The organism is Brevundimonas pishanensis (assembly GCF_022750635.1).
Classification (GTDB): Bacteria; Pseudomonadota; Alphaproteobacteria; order Caulobacterales; family Caulobacteraceae; genus Brevundimonas; species Brevundimonas pishanensis.
This window is the reverse complement of the sequence record NZ_JAJKBG010000006.1, coordinates 122,928-143,505: the sequence shown is the minus strand read 5'-3', so window position 1 is coordinate 143,505 and position 20,578 is coordinate 122,928. Positions and strand designations below refer to the sequence as shown.

The window sequence follows — 20,578 nt, the reverse complement described above, 5'->3', positions numbered from 1 at the left end:
AAGGAATGCAGCCAACTGGCTTGGAGGCTAATGAATGCTCTCGATCACGAACCTGACGCACGTCTATTCCAATGGCACGCGCGCTCTGGACGATATTTCTCTGGAAATTCCGCGCGGTATGTTTGGGCTTCTGGGTCCGAACGGTGCAGGCAAGTCCACCCTGATGCGCACCATCGCTACGCTGCAATCGCCGACCTCCGGTTCGATCAAGTTCGGCGAGATCGACGTCATCAAGGAGCCGGAGCTTCTACGCCGCACGCTGGGCTATCTGCCGCAGGACTTCGGCGTTTACCCGCGCGTTTCGGCCTATGACATGCTCGACCACATGGCGATCCTCAAGGGTGTGACCGCCCGCAAGGAACGCAAGGACACGGTCGAGACCCTGCTGAACCAAGTGAATCTGTGGGGCGTCCGCAAGAAAGCCATCGCGGGTTTCTCGGGCGGTATGCGCCAGCGTTTCGGCATCGCGCAGGCCCTGATTGGCAAGCCGCAGCTGATCATCGTCGACGAGCCGACCGCTGGCCTCGACCCTGAAGAGCGCAACCGCTTCCTGAACCTGCTGGCCGAGATCGGCGAGAACGTAGTCATCATCCTGTCGACCCACATCGTCGAGGACGTGGCCGACCTTTGCCCGCGCATGGCTGTTCTGGCGGGGGGCCGCATCCAGCTCGAAGGCGCGCCGCTGGAACTGATCCACAGCCTCGATGGCCGCGTCTGGCGCAAGGTCATCGACAAGGATGCCCTCGAAGACCACCGCGCCGCTTTCGAAGTCATTTCCACCCGCCTGTTCGCGGGCCGCACCATCATCCACGTCCTGGCCGACACTAAGCCGGGCGAAGGGTTCGAACCGGTCAGCGGCAACCTCGAAGACGTTTACTTCTCGACGCTCAGCGCCTCGCGCCGCGTCGCAGCCGCCGCCTGATCGGGAGCGTCTAGATGCTCGCCAAAATCGCGGCTTTCGAGTTCCGCTATCAAATCAAACAGCCCGCCTTCTGGGTGGTGTCGATCCTGTTCTTCCTGCTGAGTTTCGGCTTGGTGGCAGCCAGCGACAACATCCAGATCGGCGGCACCGGCGGCAATGTGTTCGTCAACGCCGCCTCGACCATCATCTTCACCCATATGGTGCTGAGCCTGTTCTTCCTGTTGGGAACCGTGGCTCTTGTCGCCAACTCGGTGGCGCGTGACAGCACGACGGGCTTCGGCCCGCTGATCAATGCGACGCCGATCAACCGCTTCGACTATGTGCTGGGCCGCTTCTTTGGCTCGTTCGGCGCGGCGGCACTGGCCTATACCAGCATCAGTGTCGGCCTGATCTTCGGCACCTTCATGCCGTGGATCGATCCGGAGACGCTGCAAGCGCTGCGCCTCGGCGACTATGCCTATGCCTATCTGTTCTTCGGCCTTCCCGCGGTGTTCTTTACTTCGGCGGTCGTGTTCACGCTGGCTACGCTGACCCGCTCCATGATGGCCAGCTATGTTGGCGCAGTCGGTCTCATCATTCTGTATTTCGTAGTCAACGGCACACTGCTGTCGAAGCCCGAGATGCGCGAACTGGGTGCATGGCTGGAGCCGCTCGGCATCGGTGCCTTCAGCGAACTGACCCGCTATTGGACCGCTGACGAGAAGAACACACGCCTGCCGGAAATGGCCGGCATCCTGCTGGGCAACCGCCTGTTATGGACCGGTGTGGGTGTGGCCTTCCTTGCTGCCGCCGTGGTCTTCTTCAATCGCAGTCCGCGCGGCTCGTCCGAAAAGAAGCTGGCCAAGCTGCAAAAGACCTCGGCCAAGGCCGCCAAGAGCGCGCCTGCGGCCAAACCGCTGGCCTCCGGCAAATACGGCTTTGCCCAGTCACTGGCCCAACTGGCCGCCCGTACCCGCTTCGAAATGGGTCTGATCTTCAAGAGCCCGGCCTACATCGTCCTGATGATGTTCGGCTTCCTGATGGCCATGTCGTCCCTGCTGTTCGGCGGCGAGATGTATGGCGTGAAGACCTATCCGGCGACCCGCGACGTCATCGAGATGCTGCAGGGGTCGTTCAGCCTCGTCGGCCTGATTGTGGCTGTCTATTATTCGGGTGAACTGGTCTGGCGCGATCAGGATCGCAAGATCCACGAGATCGTGGATTCCAGCCCTGCTCCCGACTGGACCTTCATGGTGCCCAAGGCACTGGGTTTGGCGCTCGTGCTGATCTCAACCCTGCTGGTGTCGATCCTTGCCGGTGTCGTGTCACAGGCCATCCGCGGGTGGTTCAACTTCGAGATCGAGAAATACCTGCTGTGGTACGTCCTGCCGGGCAGCATCTCGATGATCATGCTCGCCATCCTGTCGATCTTCGTACAGGCCCTGTCCCCGAACCGCTTCGTCGGTTGGGCCATCATGGTGATTTACATCATCTCGACGCTCGTGATGGGCGGCCTTGGCTTCAACCACTACCTCTACAGCTTCGGTGACGGCCCTTCCGTGCCGACATCGGACCTGAACGGCATGGCGGGCCTTGGCCTGATCACCCTGCCGACGACCCTGTACTGGAGCGCCTTCTGCGTCATCCTTCTGGTCTTGACCTTCGCGCTTTGGCGTCGTGGGGCCGAGACCCGCTACAAGCCCCGCTTTGCCCGCGCGCCTCATCGCCTGAAAGGCACCGCCGGTATCATCGGTGTAGTGGCGGCTTTGGCCTTCGTTGGCCTCGGTGCACTGGTTTACGTCAACACCAACGTCTGGAACGTCTATGAACGCAAGCAGACGGTCGAGGCCCGCATGGCGGACCGCGAGAAGCAACTGCTGGCCTTCGAGAACCTGTCCCAGCCGCAGGTAACCGACGTCAAGATGAACATCGACCTGCGCCCTCACGAGCGCCGGATGCTGACCACCGGCAGCTATGTCATCCAGAACCTGACCGACAAGCCGCAGGAAACCGTCCACCTGAACTGGCCACGCGATACCAAGATGAAGATCGAGGTCGAAGGTGCCAAGCTGGACAAGGAATGGACCAAGCACCAGTACCAGATCTACCGCTTCGCCACCCCGCTTCAGCCGGGCGAGAAGCGCACGATCAAGTTCGAGAGCGAATACGGCCAGAAGGGCTTTGGCGTCGGCAACCTGATGACGGACATCGTCACCAACGGCAGCTTCGTCAACGACAAGGCCTTTAGCCCATCCATCGGCATGGACCGTGGGGGTCTGCTGACCGACCGCGCCAAGCGTCGCAAGTTCGGCCTTCCGGCAGAACTGCGCATGCGCGACCTGAACGATGCCTTCGGCCAACAGTCGAACTACATCGGCGCGTCGTGGGTGAACTCCGACATCACCCTGACCACCGATGGCGACCAGACGCCGATCGCACCGGGCTATAAGGTTTCGGACGAGACGAAGAACGGTCGCCGCACCGCACGCTTCGTGTCCGAAGCGCCGATCCTGCACTTCTTCTCGGTGCAATCGGCCAGCTATGAAGTCGCGCAGAAGACCCACAACGGCATCTCGCTGGAGGTCTATCACCACCCGACGCACGGCGTGCATGCCCAGCGCATGCTGACCGCTCTGGAAAAGGGTCTGGACTACTTCCAGTCCGCCTTCGGCCCCTACCAGTTCCGTCAGGCCCGTATCATCGAGTTCCCGGGTTACAACTCGTTCGCCCAAGCCTTTGCGAACACCATGCCGTACTCGGAAAGCATCGGCTTCAACGCCGATCTGCGTAAACCCGATGCCATCGACTATGTGACCTTCGTCACCGCCCACGAACTGGCTCACCAATGGTGGGCGCACCAGATCGTCGGTGCGAATGTTCAGGGTGCCACCACCCTGTCCGAGACGCTGGCCGAATACTCGGCCTTGATGGTCATGGAGAAGATGTACGGCGAAGAGCAGATCCGTCGCTTCCTGAAATACGACCTCGACAACTATCTGGGCGCGCGTGGTTCGGAACGTCTGGGCGAGTTCCCGCTGGAACGCGTTGAGGCCGGTCAGGGGTACATCCACTACCGTAAGGGTGGCCACGTCCTGTACCTGCTGCGTGACCAGCTGGGCGAGGAGGTCGTCAACCGAGCCCTGTCCAAGTTGCTGGCCGCCCACAAGTTCGGTCGTGCGCCTTATCCGCGCTCGGTCGACCTGATCGCCGCCATCCGTGCCGAGGCTCCTGCCGACAAACAGGGCCTGATCACCGACCTGCTCCAGAAGATCACCCTTTATGATCTGAAGGTGGCATCGGCGGGCGCGAGCAAGCGTCCTGACGGTCGCTGGGACGTGGTGCTCAAGATTGAGGCGCGTAAGCTCTATGCCGACGCCAAGGGCACAGAGACGGCAGCTCCGCTGGAAGAAGAGATGGAAATCGGCCTGTTCAACGCAGAGCCGGGCCTGGGCCAGTTCGATCGCAAGGATGTGGTCCTGCTGGAACGCCACACCATCCGCAGCGGACCGCAGACCATCCGTCTGATCTCGCCGACCAAGCCCAAGTTCGCCGGCATCGATCCCTACACCCGCTGGATCGACCGCGATGCGGACAACAACATCAAGGCGATCGAATAGGTCTTTGACCTGACGATCGGAACTTACGGGGCGCTCTCTCGCAGAGCGCCCCTTTCTTTTGCCGCGCGACGAAAAAAGCCGGACCTGTTCACACAGGTTCCGGCCACAGTTCTTACGCCGCAAGGCGAGGGAGAAGATGCCTTCTCGCGTTAATCGGAATGCAGGGCATTGATGTAGATCATAAGGTTACGTTGCCGCTTTCATTCGAAGACACCCATGGCCCCGCCCCTTCTTGCAATCCTGCTTGCTGTCGTCGGCCTATGGGTTGGCATGGGGCTGGCGTGGATCAGCCGCTGGCTGCCCCAGAAACGGTTCGTGTTGCAGAGCCGCCGCACGCTTGCCTTCGCCCTGGCCAGTGCTCTCGTCGGTGCGCTCTCCTGCATATGGGCGATGGTAACTGGCCAGTCGGCATCGGCAGCTGTGCTGACAGCAGTATTGGGCTGGCAACTATTGCTGATCGCCGTCGTGGACGCCGAAAACTTCTGGCTTCCGGATATCCTGACGGTGCCCTTGGGCCTGACCGGACTGCTGGCCAGCGTGCTTCTTCCCTATCCGCTGGGAATGGGCTGGGCGTTCGCGCTGATTTCCGGCCTCGCAGGGTTTTCGATCCTGTGGCTGGTCAGCCTCTTTTATCGCAAGATGCGCGGGCACAGCGGACTGGGCGGAGGTGACCCCATCCTGTTCGGCATGGGGGCTGTCTGGGTCGGAGCGTTTGATCTTCTAGCCGTCACCTTGATCGCAGCCGCAACCGCCTTGCTGATGGCACTGGTGCTCAAACTGTTCGGGCGCAAAATCGGTCTGAAGAGCAGACTGCCGTTCGGGACCTATCTGGCCATCGGCTTCGCCGTCTGCTGGCTGATGATCTAGATCGTTCCGAGACTGAGGAAGGCCTGCGCCGCCGCCAGATCGCCGGCCTCGAAGGGAACCCGGGCGATAGAATCGTCAAGGAACAGATATTCGATCCAGAACGGCTCGCGCGGGTCCAGTCGCGACAGGCGCTGCAGGGTATCGGCAGGGAAGCTCCACGCCTCGCCCTGACGCGAGCCTTCGGGCAATAGAGCGCGATCCGCAGCCGTCTGGCGCGTGGCAAAGATGGTGCGGCGCACCGACTGCGGCGGCATCTGCGCATGCCCGTTCTGCAGATTATGGGGTCGCGCCAGCAAGGCCTCGTCCCGCATCACCAGACGCGCAGCATAGGGGCGCGAGCGCCCTTTGAACGAGACAACAGCCACCGGTTCGACCTGTCCGGGCGAACGCCCCACCAGCCCGAACCTTACCGGCGCGGCTCCGGTCCGGCTTTCCTGCATCAGACGCCAGTTCGCCGCCGTGCCTCCGAAACGGTCCACCCGCCACGACAGGTCATGGCCGCGAAACTCCAGTCGGGCGGCCCGCCCCCAGCGGTCAAAGGCGTGCTCCACGCGCGAGGCAACCGTCTTCAAGCCATCGTCATCGCAGGGTGTGCGGTTTGCCAGCAAGCGGGCTTGGGCAGCCGTCGCATTAACCTGCGCCATCTCCAACCCCGAACGCAGCAAGACGCCGCGAGTCTGCAATGCCGCCGCGCCCAGAGCCGTCTGCACCGCCGGATTGAACAGGCCACAGCGGCTATCGGCGGCGATGATGAAGGTCCGCTCCCGATAGGTCCGCGCCAGCGCGTCATCGGCCTGCACCGGCCCAGCCGCAGACACCACCGCGCCCAGCGTCAGTCCCGCCACCAGACGTGAGACACGATACGCGAGCGAAGATTTAAGGCTGAGTCTGTTAGCTGGACGGGTAGGCGCTATGATCATGGCTTGTCCCTACCCCATCCGGCTTGACCGGAGGTTTGCAATCAAGGTTAGCAATTGCTTCTTTCAACAGATGTCTGGGTCTCTGGCCTTATCCGACGGGCCGAGTTGGAAGGAGCCTTCGCCACCGTAGTGCGCAAGGGCGACGCCCGCGCAGGCGACGTGGTGGTGAAGGCCTATAACACCTCCACCCGCACCGCCCGCCTGTTCAGCCAGTCCGTCGATATGCAGGGGCAGCCCCTGTGGATCCAGCCTGTTGTCAGCGAGAGCGAAGCCGATCTTGACGCCTATCTGGAGCGGCGGCGCGGCTATGACCCCGACTTATGGGTTGTTGAAATCGAAGACCGCCACGGGCGGCATTTCCTGCAGGAAAAGGTCGAGGGCGAAACCAGCGCGGACTAAACATCGCGCCGAACAGGTCCGGATTTGGTGAACGCCGCATTCACCGCGTTCGTGAACCCTCGGGCAAGTCGGGAGCGGTAAGAACGCTCAAGCTCTGAAAGGGCGACCGGAGGCAAAACGCCATGCTGTTCCTGCTTAATGATGTTGTGTTCCAACTCGAGCCGCCGTCGCCCGCTCCGCTGAAGGACGAGCGACGCTTCACGCCGCTGGGCCTCGATTCCATTGTGGAACTGGCGTGCGAACTCTTTGCCGAACAGCCTGAACTGCAACGCACCCATCCCGAACGGGCCAGTCGTCTGGCGTGGTTGCTGTCGCGCAAGTCCGAAGGTTTGAACGCCGCCCTGTTCACCGCGCCCGAGCAAGGCTGTGCACCCGAACTGGTAGAGCCGCATTTCTGCATCCTGCCTCTGCCCACGATGGAGCAGTTGCACCGCCGCGCCCAGCAGGGCGAGGCGCTGGCTGCCACCACCGAGCGCGATATCTGGGGATTAGTCGCGGCCTGAATACACGTAGATTAGGCTACGCTTGCTCACATTTCAGTGACATGCGAACGATTTCCTTAGACTTAAGGGCTCGTTCTACATGGCTGTTCAAAAAACGTTTTCGCCTAAGCTTGGCAAACTGCTCAAGGGTGCGGCTCTTGCCGCACTAATGACTACGGTGGCATCGCCAGCCCTTGCCGACTGGAAGCGGTACGAAAGCCCTCGCTTCATCATCTACAGTTCCGGACGGGATACCGAAGCCCGCGAAATGCTGGAAGAACTGGAAAAGTTCGACCGCATCATGCGCATGTTCATGGGCTCGGACATTGATGGCGTGCCCTATCGCAAACTGCCCATCTATCTGGTGTCCGGCTCGGGCCTGCGGACGATCATGCCCGACGGCAATGAAAACGTCGCGGGCTTCTACCTGCCGACGGACGAAGACATCTTTGCCGTAGCAACGCGCGGCACCGACAACCACACCCTGAAGCACGAATACGCCCACCACTTCATGATGTCGGATTTCTCCTTTCCATATCCGGGGTGGTTCGTTGAAGGGTTCGCCGAATACTACGCGCCCACCCTGTTCAAGCGGAACGAGACCCAGGTCGGTGTTCCCAATCCAAACCGCGCCATGGCGCTCAGCTATCTGAACTGGATGTCCATGAGCGAGCTTCTGGCCAACCGGCCGCGCCAGACCGCTCGAAACAGGGACAGCTACTATCCGCTGGCATGGCTCCTGACCCACTGGTTCATGGGCGACGAGACGCGTCGGGCCCAGTTGCATACCTATTTGAGCGACGTCGGTTCGGGCGCTGATCCGGTGACCGCCATGGAACGCGCGACCGGACTGTCCCCCGTCGAGCTGCGGCGTACCCTGCGGCGGTATATGAACGGGCGCGTCCCCTATATGGGCGTTCGCACCCAGTTCCCCGAGATCGAGATTTCCGTCCAAGGCCTGCCACCGGCGGCTGACGACCTGCTGCTGTTGGGACAGCAGCTCAAGGTCGCCACCAGCGAAGAAAAGCGCGCCGAGACCCTGAACACCATCCGCCAACGCGCCGCCCGCTATCCTAACGAGCCGCTGGCACTGCTAATCCACGCCCACGCCGAACTGCACAACGGCCGCGATCCGGCCAAGGCGGCGAGTCTGCTGGAGCATTTGCTGACCATTGACGCAAACCACGTCGAGGCTATGCAATATCTGGCGCGGGCCAAGCTCGATCTGGCCGACAAGGCCGCGGAGGAAGACGACCACGACGGGTCACAGCGTCTGCGCCGCGAGGCTCAGACCCTGCTGGGTCGGGCCTACCAACTGGATGATGCCAACTACATCACCATGCTTTTGATGGCGGAAAACCGTCGGGGCGAGCCCAGCTACCCGACGGACAACGACATGCAGATCCTCGACATTGCCTACACACTGGCACCTCAACTGGGATCGAACCGCTATAACTATGCCGCAGCCCTGCTCTCGCGCGGGCGCAATGAAGAAGCGATCAACGTCATCTCTCCGCTGGTCAACAATCCCCACGGCGAGAGCCCTGCGGCCAAAGAACTGCTGTTGCGCGCACAGGGCCGCACCGAGGCCGACGAGGCCGCAGCAGAGGAAGCTCTGCGCCGCAAGGCTGCCGAGGAAGGCGAAGACGAAGGCACCGACGGCAACTCAGGCGAAGGCGACGGAACTTGAGAAGTCTGCGCTTTGCCGCCACCACGGCCCTTCTGCTGAGCGTCGCCACTCCAGCGCTGGCCGAGTGGCACCGGATCGAAGGATCACGCTTTGTCGTGATCGGCGATGACAGCGAGCGGAACACCCGCGCGGCCATTCGCGAACTCGAACGCTTCGATCTGGTGCTACGTCGCTACTTCGGTCTGCCCAGCGAGGGCACAGCGGCCCGCAAGCTGCCGATCTATATGCTGTCGGTCAAAGACCTGCAGGATGTCTATGGCGGGGATGCTCGCGTAGGCGGCTTTTATGTGCGATCGACTGACGACATCTTCGCCACCGCCCCGCGCCGCGGCGAACTGTCGGTAATCAAACACGAATACGCCCACCACTTCCTCGCCAGCGAGCACCGGGGTGCGTTTCCCGTGTGGTTCCACGAAGGATTTGCCCAATATTTCTCGACCGTCGAGTTCGTCGGCAACCAGGTCAATATCGGCAAGCCCCCGTGGTGGACCGCTAACGGGCTGGGGAGCGGGTGGATACCGCTGGAACGGCTCCTAACCGAACGTCCGGTTCATGAAAACGGAACTGTCCCGAGCACCTATTACCCGCTGGCCTGGCTGCTGACGCACTGGTTCCTCAAGGACAATGAAGGGCGCGCCAAGCTGGACACCTATCTGACTTTGGTGGCTGCGGGCACACCTTCGGTGGAGACCATGGAACAGGCGACGGGCCTCAGCCTCGGCGAGCTGCGCACCACTCTGGGCCATTATTCGGAGTCCGCCCTCGGCTTCCGTACGGCCACACTGACGCTCGAACCCGAGTTCAACGCCGCCCAACGCCTGCCCGCCAGTACTGACGCACTGATGGTCGAATACCTTAGTCTGCGCACGAATGTCCGGTCCGCCGACCGCGCGCGCAAACTGAACCGGATCCGCAATCTTGCCGCGCCATTTGGCAATGACCCGTTTGCCCAGCTTGTCCTTGGCTATGCAGAGTTTCGTCTGGCGGAGAACTTTGGTCAGGCTGAAAGCCATTTCGAAGCCGTGCTGGCTCGGGAACCGGCCAATGTCGATGCTTTGATCTGGCTGGGCCGCATCTACATGCATCGGGCCGATGCAGCGAGGGCTGACGAAGACATCGCGGACCTGCGGGCTAAGGCCCAGCGCCGGTTTGCCGCTGCCTATGCCGCCGATCCCGCAAATCCGTTCGTGTTGGTCAATCTGGGTCGCAACCGACGATTCTCGCCGTCCTATCCAAACCAGAACGATCTAGCGACGCTGCAAATGGCCTATGAGATTGCGCCCCAGCATCCCTACACAGGGATCAATCTCGCTGAGGCGCTGATAAAGTTGAATCGTCTGAGCGAGGCTGAGCAGTATCTGATCCCGCTCATCAACGACCCGCACAGGTCCGATGCGCAGGCCGAGGAGCTGCTGCGCCGCATCAGGGCCGCTAGGACGGCCGATTAGGCGCGGGCGTGGTCCAATAGGGCTTTCAGGCCCGAAAGCAGCGATGCGCTTTGCGGCGTTGTCTCGCATCCGGCGTTCAGGATCATGCGCAGGGCGCGAACGTGAACACGGACCGAGTCGCCGTTCCACTGGCCCGAGGTCTGCATCACGTCCAGCAGTTCGCACAGGCTATAGCCCGCATCGTACAGCGGGCCGGTATCGAAGAAGCCCGCCACGTCCAGCATCTTGCTGGCCGTCAGGTAGAAGGCTTCGTCGGGATGATCCGCCCCCACCCCGACGCGCTGTTCCAGTTCGGCAACGGCCGCCTCGACCGAGCGCATGGCATCGGCCTTATGGCTCAACAGTCGTTCCTTGGAGCGGCGCTCGATATCGGCCACGGTCAGACCGCCCGGCTCTGCCATTTTTTTGGAGAGGCTGGAGACGACTTTGACGGCTGTAGCGCCTTCGCCCTCGCCCACGGCCGAACCCGCCGAAATGGTTGTGGTTACGGGCTTGGTCATAGCTGGACCTTCTGCGGTTTGAGCAGGGCGTCGATGTCGGCCTGTTCCATGTTGGCTTCTTTAGCGATGCCGATGTGGGCCGAGAGGTCGCCGGCACGGCGGCCCTTCTCGCCCATGGGCGGGCCGAAGTTACGGACGCGGCGGTCCGGTCCGACATAGGTCGGGCACTCGATAAACTCGCGGCCGTCCATGGCCAGCCACACCACACGCTTTAACAGCACATTGGGTGTGATGGGTTTGACGACCACAAAGCTGACGCCGCAGTCGCGGCCCTCGCGGACCTTGGACTGCGAGGCGTGACCGGTGACCATGATCACCGGCGTATATTTCATGGGTGCAGGGGTCTCGCGACGCAGCCAGCGCGTAAAGGCGTAGGAGTCCATCTCCGGATCGGCGCAGTCGATGATGATCAAATCGACCGAACGCTCCCGAAGCAGTTTCACGGCTGCCGTCGCCGACGTCAGCTTGATCTGCTCGCGTACGCCAAAGCCCTGAACCACCGAGCCGAGCATATCCAGCGCCTGCTGGTTGTCGTCGATCAGCAGGACCGACGAGTGCTCTAAATTGACCCGATCGTCTTTATTCATCAATCAAACAGCTGCAGCACGCCCGCGTCCGGTGTGTCCGGAGCCGGTGCGCTCGTTGGTGTTTTTCCGCGATGGGCAGCTTCCTGCAGGCGTTCGGCCATTTCCGCCAGAGGCAGGGCTGCCAGGGCCGTGTCCATTTCCTGATCGCGACCCAGCGCCGAGGACAGACCCGACAGTGCCTCAAGACGCTGTACCAGCACATCGAAGGCCTGGACGCGCGCCATATAGGACAGGCGTTGCTGCGGCGGCAGATGGGACATGACTTCGCCCATCAGGTCGCCTGCGGTCTGGACGCCCGAGGCAATGTCCGAGAGCTCTGCCGAGACAGCCAGAAGAAGTCCGCGAGTATCGTGCGCCATATCAAAACAACTCCAAATCGCCTGCGACGACCGGCGGCTGGGTGACCTTGGGCGGCGGCACGGCCGCCACGTCCATCACCGCCCGCTGGCGCGCGCGTCCACTGACCGGCCAATAATGCAGCCTGCGGCCACCAAAACCACCCAAACTGCCGCCGACAACCGGAATTCCTTCGTCGATCAGAAAGCGCTCGGCAAAGGCCGCATTGGCGGCACCGACGTCGCTGAGGCTGTCGAACATACGGCCACCGCCAAAAAGCTTGGCCTCCAGACGGTCGCGACGGCCACCGGCCTTGAGGACATCGTTGATCAGCACTTCCATCGCATAGGCACCATAGCGGCGGCTGGCTCCGGTGCCGTCCTGATTGCCCTCGGGCAGCAGGAAGTGGTTCATCCCTCCGACACCGGCGACCGGATCGTGCAGGCACAGCGCGACGCAGCTACCCAGCACGGTGGTCAGCACAACGTTCGGGTCGGACGTCACAAAGTGATCGCCCTGCCCGACGTGAACGCGCTTTTCATTCGCCGAATTGTCAGGGCTTGCTGTCACTGAAGAGGACCGAACACCGCTTCCAGCTTTTCTTTGAGCTGTTGGGTGGTGAAGGGTTTAACCAGATAGTTGTTCACGCCGTACTGAACCGCGCGCTGGACCAGTTCGCGGTCGGCACGGCCCGTCAGCATGATGAAAGCGGTCTTGGCGATCGGCGGGTGGGCGCGGATGCCGCGCAGCAGCCCCAGACCGTCAAGGTTGGGCATGTTGAAGTCCGAGATCACCAGATGGACCGGTTTGGTGATGATCGAGCGCAGAGCGGCCTCGCCATCGGGGGCTTCCTCGATTTCGCGCACGCCGATTTGTTGCAGGCTGGTGCGGATCAGGGCGCGCATCGTCAGCTGGTCGTCGACGATGAGAGTGCGGATAGCAGAAGCTGCGGGCATGGGGGGGAATAGTCCTTACGCGACAGTCATTTTAGCGCCGTGGGCGGCGCAGGATTCAAGAATAGCGGGGGCCATGCGATTGAGCGGTAGCTGGCGCTCGACTCCACCCAGATCAAACGCTGCTTTGGGCATGCCATAGACGACGCAAGATGCTTCGTCCTGACCAAAAGTGCGCGCGCCGGCGTTTCGCATCGACAGTAGCCCGCGTGCACCATCGCGACCCATTCCGGTCAGGATGACACCCGTCATTGGACGGCTCAGGCGAGCGACCGATTCAAACAGTACATCCACCGACGGGCGGTGACCGTTTACCGGATCGGACTCGATCAGGCGGCAGCGTCCGGCGGTGACCGTCAGGTGATAGGCACCACCGGGTGCCACATAGACGTGGCCCGGTTTGAGGATGGCACCATCCACCGCCTCGGAGACATTGGCCGCCGACATCTTGTCCAGCCGCGCCGAGAAGCTGCGGGTGAAGGTGGCGGGCATATGCTGGGTGATAACGGTCGCGGGACAGTTCTCGGGGAAGGCCGAGATGATGGTCAGGAGCGCCTCGACCCCACCGGTCGAAGAACCAATGGCCAGAATATGGTTGGGATCGACCTGATAGCCGCCCTGATGGGCATGGACAGCGCGCGGCTCCAGCGGGCGAACGCGGGCACGCGCCGCCGACTTCACCTTATCGGCCAGATCGGCGAAGGCTTCGCTGGCGGGCATGCCGACGGCGGGCTTGGCCACAGCATCGACCGCACCGATCTCCAGCGCTGCCAGCGTCACATCCGTACCTGCCTGCGTCAGGGTCGAGACCATGACGACCGGCATCGGTCGCAACCGCATGATTTTCTCGAGGAACTCCAGCCCGTTCATATTGGGCATTTCGACGTCCAGCGTAATGACGTCGGGGTTCAGTTCCTTGATCTTGCTGCGCGCATCCAGCGGGTCTTCGGCCGTGCCTACGACATCGATCTCCGGATCGCGGCGCAGGACAGCCGAAATCAGGCTGCGCATGGTTGCGCTATCGTCTACGACGAGAACCCGGACGCGGCTCATGCTGCCCCCCGAAGATAGGTCGTCAGGCCACAGGTCTGGAACAGCGGTGCTGCCGGACCCGAAACGCGTTCGGAGTGGCCGATGTAGAGCGCGCCGCCTGGTTTCAGGATCGGAGCGAAACGGCTCCAGATCATTTCCTGCGTCGCGTCGTCGAAATAGATCACCACATTACGGCAGAAGATCACGTCGAAGGTGCCCTTCATCGGCCAGTTGCCGATGAGGTTCAGCTCCTTGAACACCACCAACCGGCGCAGAGTATCGTCGGCTTGCGAATAGCCGGGGCGGTCCGCCAGCGGATGGAAGTGGCGGCGTCCCGATGCCGGAACCGGCGTCAGGAGTTCGTCAGAATAGATACCGGCGCGACCGTCCCCGACCATGTTCGGGTCGATGTCGGTGGCAAGGATACGTACATCCAGATCCAGCGCTTCCGGCAGCTTTTCCAGCACCGTCAGGGCCATGGAATAGGGCTCCTGACCGTTGGAGCAAGCCGCCGACCACAAGCGCACACGGCCACCGGCGCGGGCGCGTGCGGCCAGTTCCGGCATCACGACATCACGCAGGTGATCGAAGTGGTGCGGTTCGCGATAGAAACGGGTGACGTTGGTCGTGAGCGCCGCCGTCATCGCCTGACGTTCCTCGGCCCCTTCGGCGGACTCAACCAGAGCCACATATTCCCCGAAGTTGCGCAGACCCAGCAAACGCAAACGCTTGGCCAGACGCGAATAGACGAGCGCCGCCTTGCCCTCGTGCAGGGCAATACCGGCGTGCGCATGAAGAGCGCTGGCAATGTGACGGAAGTCCTTCTGGGTGAAGGGGAACTCCCCCTCAACCAGCGTCTCCCGTCCGGCGGTCATGGTCATGCGGCTTCGGCCTCGGCCTCTGCCGGCAGGACGTGCTCGAGGTCGATCAGGCTGATCATACGGCCACCTTCGACGGCGAAGATGCCCTTCACGAAGGCCTTCACGCTTTCCGAAGCGACATCCGGCGTGGGTTGGATCGAGGCGTCGGTCAGCTGGACGATGTCCGATACGGCATCGACCAGCAGGCCAACGAGGCGCGAGCCGACGTGGGCCACCATGATGACGTGACGTTCGGTCGGCTCACCCGTTTGCAGGCCAAAGCGGGCACCGAGATCGATGATTGGGAGCACGGTGCCTCGCAGATTGATGACGCCCTTCATATAGGCAGGCGAGCGTGGCAGCGGCGTAGCCGGAGTCCAGCCGCGGATTTCGCGGACGCTCATGATGTCGACGCAAAACTCTTGCTCGCCGATGCGGAAGGCAATCAGCTCGCGATCGGTACCGGCGACGTTAGGGGTGACTTGGGTCATGGGTTAGCTCGCCATTTTGAGATCGGATCGGGTGGAGTTACGTCGACGGCCGGTCGTCACCAGAGCGTCGATATCAAGGATCAGGGCTACGCGGCCGTCGCCCAGAATGGTTGCAGCCGCCACGCCTTCGACGTGGCGATAGTTGGTCTCAAGTGACTTGATAACGACCTGACGTTGGCCATGGATGGCATCGACCAGAAGGCCCGCACGCTGGCCCGCTTCGGTCTCGACAATCATGACCACGCCGCCGCGCAGTTCGGTCGGCACATCGCGGAAGCCCATGGAACGGGCCACGTCGATCAGGGGCACGAACTCGTCGCGGAACATCAGCACCGGATCGACACCGCCGACCAAGTGGATATCCTCGGGCTTGGGCGTCAGGCTTTCGACAATGGCCGCCAGCGGCGCGACCAGCGTCTGGTCTGCGGCACCGACCACCATGCCGTCCAGAACGGCCAGCGTCAGCGGCAAGGACATGGAGAAGGTCGACCCCTTGCCCGGATTGGACGAGATCGAGATGCGACCGCCCAGCGACTGGATGGAGCGGCGAACCACATCCATGCCCACGCCTCGCCCCGAGACGTCCGTGATCTCCTTGGCCGTCGAGAAGCCCGGCAGGAAAATCAGGTTATCGACCTCATCGTCGGTCAGCACCTGTTCCGGCGTGATCAGGCCACGCTCTTCGGCGATGGCGCGGACGCGCTGGCGGTTGATACCTTTACCGTCGTCGGAGATTTCAATGACGATGCGGCCCGAACGGTGCAGCGCGGCCAGTTTGACCGTGCCCTCGGCGGGCTTGCCAGCCGCTTCGCGCTCTTGCGGCGTTTCAAGACCGTGGTCGATGGCATTGCGCAGCATGTGGGTGATCGGCTCGGCCAGACGTTCCACCACGGTCTTGTCGACCTCGGTATCCTCACCGGCGGTGATCAGCTTGACGCGCTTGCCCGTCATGTCGGCGACTTCGCGGACCAGACGCGGCATGCGCTGGAACACCGACTTCACCGGCTGGGCACGGATAGCCATCACGCTGTCCTGAATCTCGCGCGTCAGCAGCTCGAGGTCTTCGAGGCCAAGCGAGATATCGGAGGAGCGCGCCAAACCGCTTTCATAGACGCGCTGCGCCAGCATGGCCTGCTGGATCACCAGTTCGCCGACAGCATTGATGAGGCGGTCAACACGCTCCAGATCGACGCGGATGGTCACAGGAGCCTGCGTTGCCGCGCCCTGACTAGCGGCCGCTGCCGGAGGCGTGCGGGCGGCTACCGGCGCGGCCTGGGGCTGGGGGGCGGGGCTGACGACCTCGAGCGGAGGGGCCTCACCGTTCAGGCGGGCAGCCGTATCGGCCTGAGCCAGCGCCACCAGAGCGGCGATGTCGACCTCGCCCGCCGAAGCATCGGCAGCAGGCAGCTCCAGCGGATCAGCAAGGTCCGACACGCCAAGTTCGGGCAGACCAATATCAGGTAGGCCGAGATCCGGAAGGACTTCTGCCGCGCCCGACATGATCGGGGTGATGTTGAGGTCGCAATCGGTCTCGACGAAATCGAAGACGTCGCGCACGTCGATCTCGGGCACGGCGGCATCCAGCGTCATGGTCCACACCAGATGCGAGTCGTTCGGCTCCAGCGCATCCAGTAGAGGCACGCCGCTGTCGTCCATCTCGACCGTCACGGGACCAAGACGGCCCAGTTCGCGGATCAGCAGACCGGTCTCATTGGCATTGGCGTAAAGACGCGGGTGCGGCCGGAATACGATCTTCCAGCCCGTCTGCTCCTGGTTGGCCGGCGCATAAGGTGCAATGAAAGCCAGCGGCGGCAGATCCAGAGGCGGCAGCTCGCCCCCGCCTAGATCGTCCAGAGCCAGTGTCAGCGGGGTAAAGCCGAAGTCATCCTCGCCTGCCGAAGCCGTACCTGCGCCCGGTGCTGCCGATACCGGCGCGCCGTGGGTCAGGGTTTCCAGTTCGGCGATCAGGGCCTGCGAACGCTCTGCGTCGACAGCCGGTCCTGCACCGCGCGCGGCGCTGACGTGATCGTTCAGTACGTCCGAGGCGCGCAGCAAGGTGCGCACGGTGATGTCGTCAACCGGCTTACGACCGGAGCGCAGCTCGTCCATCAAGGTCTCGAATACGTGCGCGAAACGCACGAGGTCTTCCAGACCGAAGGCCCCTGCTCCGCCCTTTACCGAGTGAACGGCACGGAAGCAGGCGTTGATCGTCTCAATGTCGGTGTCACCCGATTCCAACGCCAGCAGGTTGGTTTCAAGGTCGCCAAGCAGTTCTTCGCATTCCTGGAAGAAGGTAACTTTGATGGCTTCGAACGGATCGTCACTCATGACTGGGGGGTGCCTTTGGATCTGCTCGGTTAAGCGGCAACGCGGCGGACGGCGTCCACCAGACGTACGGGGTCGAAGGGCTTGACGATCCAGCCGGTCGCGCCGGCGTCGCGCGCGCGCTGTTTCTTCGCCGCATCGCTTTCGGTGGTCAGCACCAGAACCGGCACGCAGCTGTAGTCGGGGTTGGATCGCATGCCTTCGATGAAGCCGAAGCCGTCCATACGGGGCATGTTGATGTCCGTGATGACGATGTCCGGGCGTTCCTGATGCAGGACCTCAAGACCATGGACGCCGTCCACGGCTTGAACCACGCGATAGCCTGCGTCCTGCAAAGCCAACAGCAGCATGTCGCGCATGGTGCGCGAGTCATCCACGGTCAGAACGGTTTTAGTCATTAGGCGGCGTCCTGCGCTAGCTCGAGGGGGGAAGAGCCAAAGCTGAGCCATTGCTCGTTCATGGCGTTGGAAACATTGATGAAGGTCAAAGACTTGCCGTCAGCTTGCCAGGTTTTGATGGCCGACAGCAGCAGTTGCACTCCCAAGCCGCCGACGCGCTCGACCGACGAGGCGTCAAGCGCAACGGGATGGCCCCGTTGCGCCATCAGATCGGCCTTCAGTTGCTCAACTGTCCGCAGGTCTATGACTGCGGGCAGGCTAACGATTGCGCTATCGCCGGGGGTCGGGCTCATTAGAATTCCTCCCAGCCGTCATCGGTCGGCTGTGATTTCAAGGCGGCACCACCGATGCCCGTTGTGCGCAGGGCAGCAACGGTTTCAGCGACGGTGCGGGTAGGCTTTGCCTCTGCGGCTGGCTCGTTGGCTGCACGCAGGGGGCGTGCAGGCTTGGCAACAGGTGCCGGTGCAGGGGCGGCGGGCTTGGCGGCAACCGGTGCCGGTTGCGGGGCCGTTTGGGGGGCCGGCTTCGGAGCGGGACGGACCCCGGCCGCAGGGGCGAGTGGCGCGATGTTGGCTTTGGCAGCGGCCGGAGCCGGACGCGGTGCTACAGGGGCCGCAGGACGCACGGCCGGCTGAACCACATGGGCTTGAGCCGGTGCCTTGGCACGCGTCGCCAGTTTCTGGGACACGACGAAGCGCGAAACCGACTTGGCCAGTTCTTCGGCTTCGGTGGCCAGCGCGTGGCAGGCGGCAGTCGATTCCTCGACCATGGCTGCGTTTTGCTGGGTGACCTGATCCATCTGGTTCACAGCGGTGTTGACCTGAGCCAGACCGGTCGATTGTTCCTGTGCGGAAGCGGCGATTTCGTTCACGAGAGCGTCGATCTGGGCCACGCGCTGGACGATACGACCCAGTGCGTCGCCGGTTTGACCGACCAAATCCACGCCCTTGCTGACCTGCTGGCCCGAAGCCGAGATCAGGGTTTTGATCTCCTTGGCCGCAGCGGCCGAGCGTTGTGCGAGCGCGCGAACTTCCGAGGCGACCACGGCGAACCCGCGGCCGGCATCACCCGCGCGGGCAGCTTCCACGCCGGCATTCAGCGCCAGAAGGTTGGTCTGGAAGGCGATTTCATCGATCACGCCGATGATGGCACTGATCTGGTTGGACGAAGACTCGATCGCCGTCATGGCCTGAACGGCATTGTTCATGACCACGCCGCTGTGTTCGGCATCGCTGCGGGCACCCAGCACCACACTGGCAGCTTCCTTGGCACCGTCGGCGGTACGGCTGACGGTGACCGTGATCTGGTCCAGAGCGGCGGCGGTCTCTTCCAGCGTCGCGGCCTGTTGTTCGGTACGGTGCGACAGGTCGTTGGAGGCGGCGCTGATTTCCTCGGCACCCATGTGGATGACCGAGACGTTGGCGTTCACTAGCGAAACCGCCTGTTCCAGACTTTCGATGGCGGCGTTGAAATCGGTCTTGAGCGTCACGGCCGACTGGGGGAAGTCCGCCGTAATGCGCCACGTCAGATCACCGCGCGCCATGGCCTCGAGGCCTTCGGCCAGAGCGGTAACGACCAACTCGTCGTTCTTGCGGCTCTGTTCCATTTCCGCTTCGCGGCGCAGGCGGGCCTCTTCGGCTTCGCGCTGCATCGCTTCGTTGCGGGCTTTGAGCGCTTGTTGTTCGATCGAAGCCTGTTTGAAGTGCGCAACGGCAGAGGCCATCTGGCCCACTTCATCCGTTCGGCCCAGAGCCGGAATATCCACCTGGGTGTCGCCGTTAACGAGCTTGCGGGTGGCGATAGCGACCGCGCGCAGGGGCTTGGACACACCGTTGGTCAGCCAAACGCCGCAGGCCACAGCCATGCCCAGTGCCAGCACCGAGCCGATGGCCATGACGATACGCATCATATTGGCCAGCGCCTGTTGGCGCTCGGCCAGAGCCTTGGCTTCGGCCAGACGCTCGTCGACCAGCTTCTGGAGAATGGCATCGACCGGAGCCAGCAGTCCGCTGCTGTCGTAATCGGCAAGGTTCTCCAGACCCACACCGCGCACAGCCACAGCTTCGAACCAGGTTTCCACGCCTGCGCGGGCCTGTTCGACCTGACCCTGCGAGGCCGGATCAAGGGTCTTGTACTCGTCCAGAGCCCTGTTGAAGAGCGAGCGGTGGTCGCTCACGGCATCAATCGCCGAGGGAATGCGCGACATCACATAGGCCCGTAGAGCCGCATCCTGACGCGACATATGCAGTTGGGCCTGAACGGCGGCCTGCTCGGCGGCGTTAACACGCTCGACCTCGCGGCGGTTCTTCTCGACGCCGCTGACGCCGAAATAGATGCCAAGACCCATGAGCAGAATGGCAGCGATGATGCCACCGAACGCGAAGGTCAGCTTCTGCTGAATCTTCAGATTATTGAGCGCGCCCAACATTCAGTCTCTTCCCCCGATATCTGCCGCGATGCCGTGGGTTAACGACCCGTTTTCATCACGGCTTGCCAGAAGACGCGCAGCCCCTTGCGCGATGCGAACTGCATCTGCGCGGTAAAATGCAATCTGCGGTTCGTTCTGAAGCGCACAGGGCATCGGGGGGGCCATTCACATCCTCGGCAATGATTTTTGACCATGTGCCTGTACAAACGTAGGTTTCGGTAAACCGCCGAGTACGGGCAATCCCCTATATGGCTAAGGTAGATGTCTTACCGAACTGTAGTTGCGCGGGATTTTATTGCCACGTTTGGTGATTTTTGTGATAACCACGATATCCGAGAATGCGT

The 20,578-nt window shown here is 62.5% G+C and carries 20 protein-coding genes; 7 read left to right on the top strand and 13 right to left on the bottom strand.

The window, feature by feature from the left end:
• Positions 1-34: 34 nt before the first annotated feature.
• The 3 genes from LOX95_RS12500 (at position 35) to LOX95_RS12490 (ending at position 5,385) form a co-directional block, all read left to right on the top strand.
• Positions 35-922, top strand: a complete 888-nt coding sequence (locus tag LOX95_RS12500) for an ABC transporter ATP-binding protein (RefSeq protein ID WP_242915101.1) — start codon at positions 35-37, stop codon at positions 920-922.
• 14 nt (positions 923-936) lie between these two features.
• Entirely contained in the window at positions 937-4,518 is a 3,582-nt protein-coding gene (locus tag LOX95_RS12495) for an ABC transporter permease/M1 family aminopeptidase (RefSeq protein ID WP_242915099.1), read from the top strand.
• Positions 4,519-4,734: 216 nt separating this feature from the next.
• Positions 4,735-5,385 (top strand): prepilin peptidase, encoded by a 651-nt coding sequence (locus LOX95_RS12490; protein ID WP_242915097.1) that lies wholly within the window; start codon positions 4,735-4,737, stop codon positions 5,383-5,385.
• On the opposite strand, the gene LOX95_RS12485 is transcribed toward LOX95_RS12490, so the two are convergent.
• Positions 5,382-6,230, bottom strand: a complete 849-nt coding sequence (locus LOX95_RS12485; RefSeq protein WP_242915095.1) for a hypothetical protein — start codon at positions 6,228-6,230, stop codon at positions 5,382-5,384. The two genes, LOX95_RS12490 and LOX95_RS12485, sit on opposite strands and share 4 nt — an antisense overlap.
• Positions 6,231-6,359: 129 nt before the next feature.
• Between LOX95_RS12485 and LOX95_RS12480 the strand changes: the two genes are divergently transcribed.
• From LOX95_RS12480 to LOX95_RS12465, 4 genes are all read left to right on the top strand, one after another.
• Positions 6,360-6,704, top strand: a complete 345-nt coding sequence (locus LOX95_RS12480; RefSeq protein WP_242915093.1) for a DUF1491 family protein — start codon at positions 6,360-6,362, stop codon at positions 6,702-6,704.
• Between the two features lie 122 nt (positions 6,705-6,826).
• Positions 6,827-7,207: a hypothetical protein gene (locus LOX95_RS12475; RefSeq protein WP_242915091.1), complete on the top strand. Its 381-nt coding sequence runs from the start codon at positions 6,827-6,829 to the stop codon at positions 7,205-7,207.
• Between the two features lie 79 nt (positions 7,208-7,286).
• Complete coding sequence (locus LOX95_RS12470) at positions 7,287-8,876, top strand: hypothetical protein (protein ID WP_242915089.1); 1,590 nt, start codon at positions 7,287-7,289, stop codon at positions 8,874-8,876.
• A complete protein-coding gene (locus LOX95_RS12465) occupies positions 8,873-10,324 on the top strand; it encodes a tetratricopeptide repeat protein (RefSeq protein WP_242915087.1) in 1,452 nt (483 codons plus the stop codon). Before LOX95_RS12470 ends, LOX95_RS12465 begins: the two co-directional genes overlap by 4 nt.
• Here the strand turns inward: LOX95_RS12465 and LOX95_RS12460 are convergent.
• From LOX95_RS12460 to LOX95_RS12405, 12 genes are read right to left on the bottom strand one after another with little or no spacing between them, the layout of a single operon-like run.
• Positions 10,321-10,824: a chemotaxis protein CheE gene (locus LOX95_RS12460; RefSeq protein WP_242915085.1), complete on the bottom strand. Its 504-nt coding sequence runs from the start codon at positions 10,822-10,824 to the stop codon at positions 10,321-10,323. The genes LOX95_RS12465 and LOX95_RS12460 overlap by 4 nt on opposite strands.
• Positions 10,821-11,411: a response regulator gene (locus LOX95_RS12455; RefSeq protein WP_242915084.1), complete on the bottom strand. Its 591-nt coding sequence runs from the start codon at positions 11,409-11,411 to the stop codon at positions 10,821-10,823. Before LOX95_RS12455 ends, LOX95_RS12460 begins: the two co-directional genes overlap by 4 nt.
• The gene (locus LOX95_RS12450; RefSeq protein ID WP_242915083.1) at positions 11,411-11,770 is read right to left on the bottom strand and encodes a hypothetical protein; all 360 of its coding nucleotides are present in this window, start codon (positions 11,768-11,770) and stop codon (positions 11,411-11,413) included. Before LOX95_RS12450 ends, LOX95_RS12455 begins: the two co-directional genes overlap by 1 nt.
• A gap of 1 nt (position 11,771) precedes the next feature.
• The gene (locus tag LOX95_RS12445; RefSeq protein ID WP_242915082.1) at positions 11,772-12,317 is read right to left on the bottom strand and encodes a chemotaxis protein CheD; all 546 of its coding nucleotides are present in this window, start codon (positions 12,315-12,317) and stop codon (positions 11,772-11,774) included.
• Positions 12,314-12,703, bottom strand: coding sequence for a response regulator (locus LOX95_RS12440; protein WP_242915080.1), 390 nt, complete (start codon positions 12,701-12,703; stop codon positions 12,314-12,316). Before LOX95_RS12440 ends, LOX95_RS12445 begins: the two co-directional genes overlap by 4 nt.
• 15 nt (positions 12,704-12,718) lie before the next feature.
• On the bottom strand, positions 12,719-13,753 hold the full coding sequence (locus tag LOX95_RS12435) for a protein-glutamate methylesterase/protein-glutamine glutaminase (protein ID WP_242915078.1): 1,035 nt from the start codon (positions 13,751-13,753) through the stop codon (positions 12,719-12,721).
• Positions 13,750-14,613, bottom strand: a complete 864-nt coding sequence (locus tag LOX95_RS12430) for a CheR family methyltransferase (protein ID WP_242915077.1) — start codon at positions 14,611-14,613, stop codon at positions 13,750-13,752. Before LOX95_RS12430 ends, LOX95_RS12435 begins: the two co-directional genes overlap by 4 nt.
• Complete coding sequence (locus LOX95_RS12425) at positions 14,610-15,083, bottom strand: chemotaxis protein CheW (protein ID WP_242915075.1); 474 nt, start codon at positions 15,081-15,083, stop codon at positions 14,610-14,612. Before LOX95_RS12425 ends, LOX95_RS12430 begins: the two co-directional genes overlap by 4 nt.
• Before the next feature lie 3 nt (positions 15,084-15,086).
• Positions 15,087-17,411, bottom strand: coding sequence for a chemotaxis protein CheA (locus LOX95_RS12420; RefSeq protein WP_242915073.1), 2,325 nt, complete (start codon positions 17,409-17,411; stop codon positions 15,087-15,089).
• A 29-nt stretch (positions 17,412-17,440) separates the two neighbouring features.
• Positions 17,441-17,806, bottom strand: a complete 366-nt coding sequence (locus LOX95_RS12415) for a response regulator (RefSeq protein WP_242915071.1) — start codon at positions 17,804-17,806, stop codon at positions 17,441-17,443.
• On the bottom strand, positions 17,806-18,099 hold the full coding sequence (locus LOX95_RS12410; protein WP_242915069.1) for an STAS domain-containing protein: 294 nt from the start codon (positions 18,097-18,099) through the stop codon (positions 17,806-17,808). The genes LOX95_RS12415 and LOX95_RS12410 overlap by 1 nt, the downstream gene beginning before the upstream one ends.
• On the bottom strand, positions 18,099-20,234 hold the full coding sequence (locus LOX95_RS12405) for a methyl-accepting chemotaxis protein (RefSeq protein ID WP_242915067.1): 2,136 nt from the start codon (positions 20,232-20,234) through the stop codon (positions 18,099-18,101). The genes LOX95_RS12410 and LOX95_RS12405 overlap by 1 nt, the downstream gene beginning before the upstream one ends.
• Positions 20,235-20,578 lie beyond the last annotated feature (344 nt).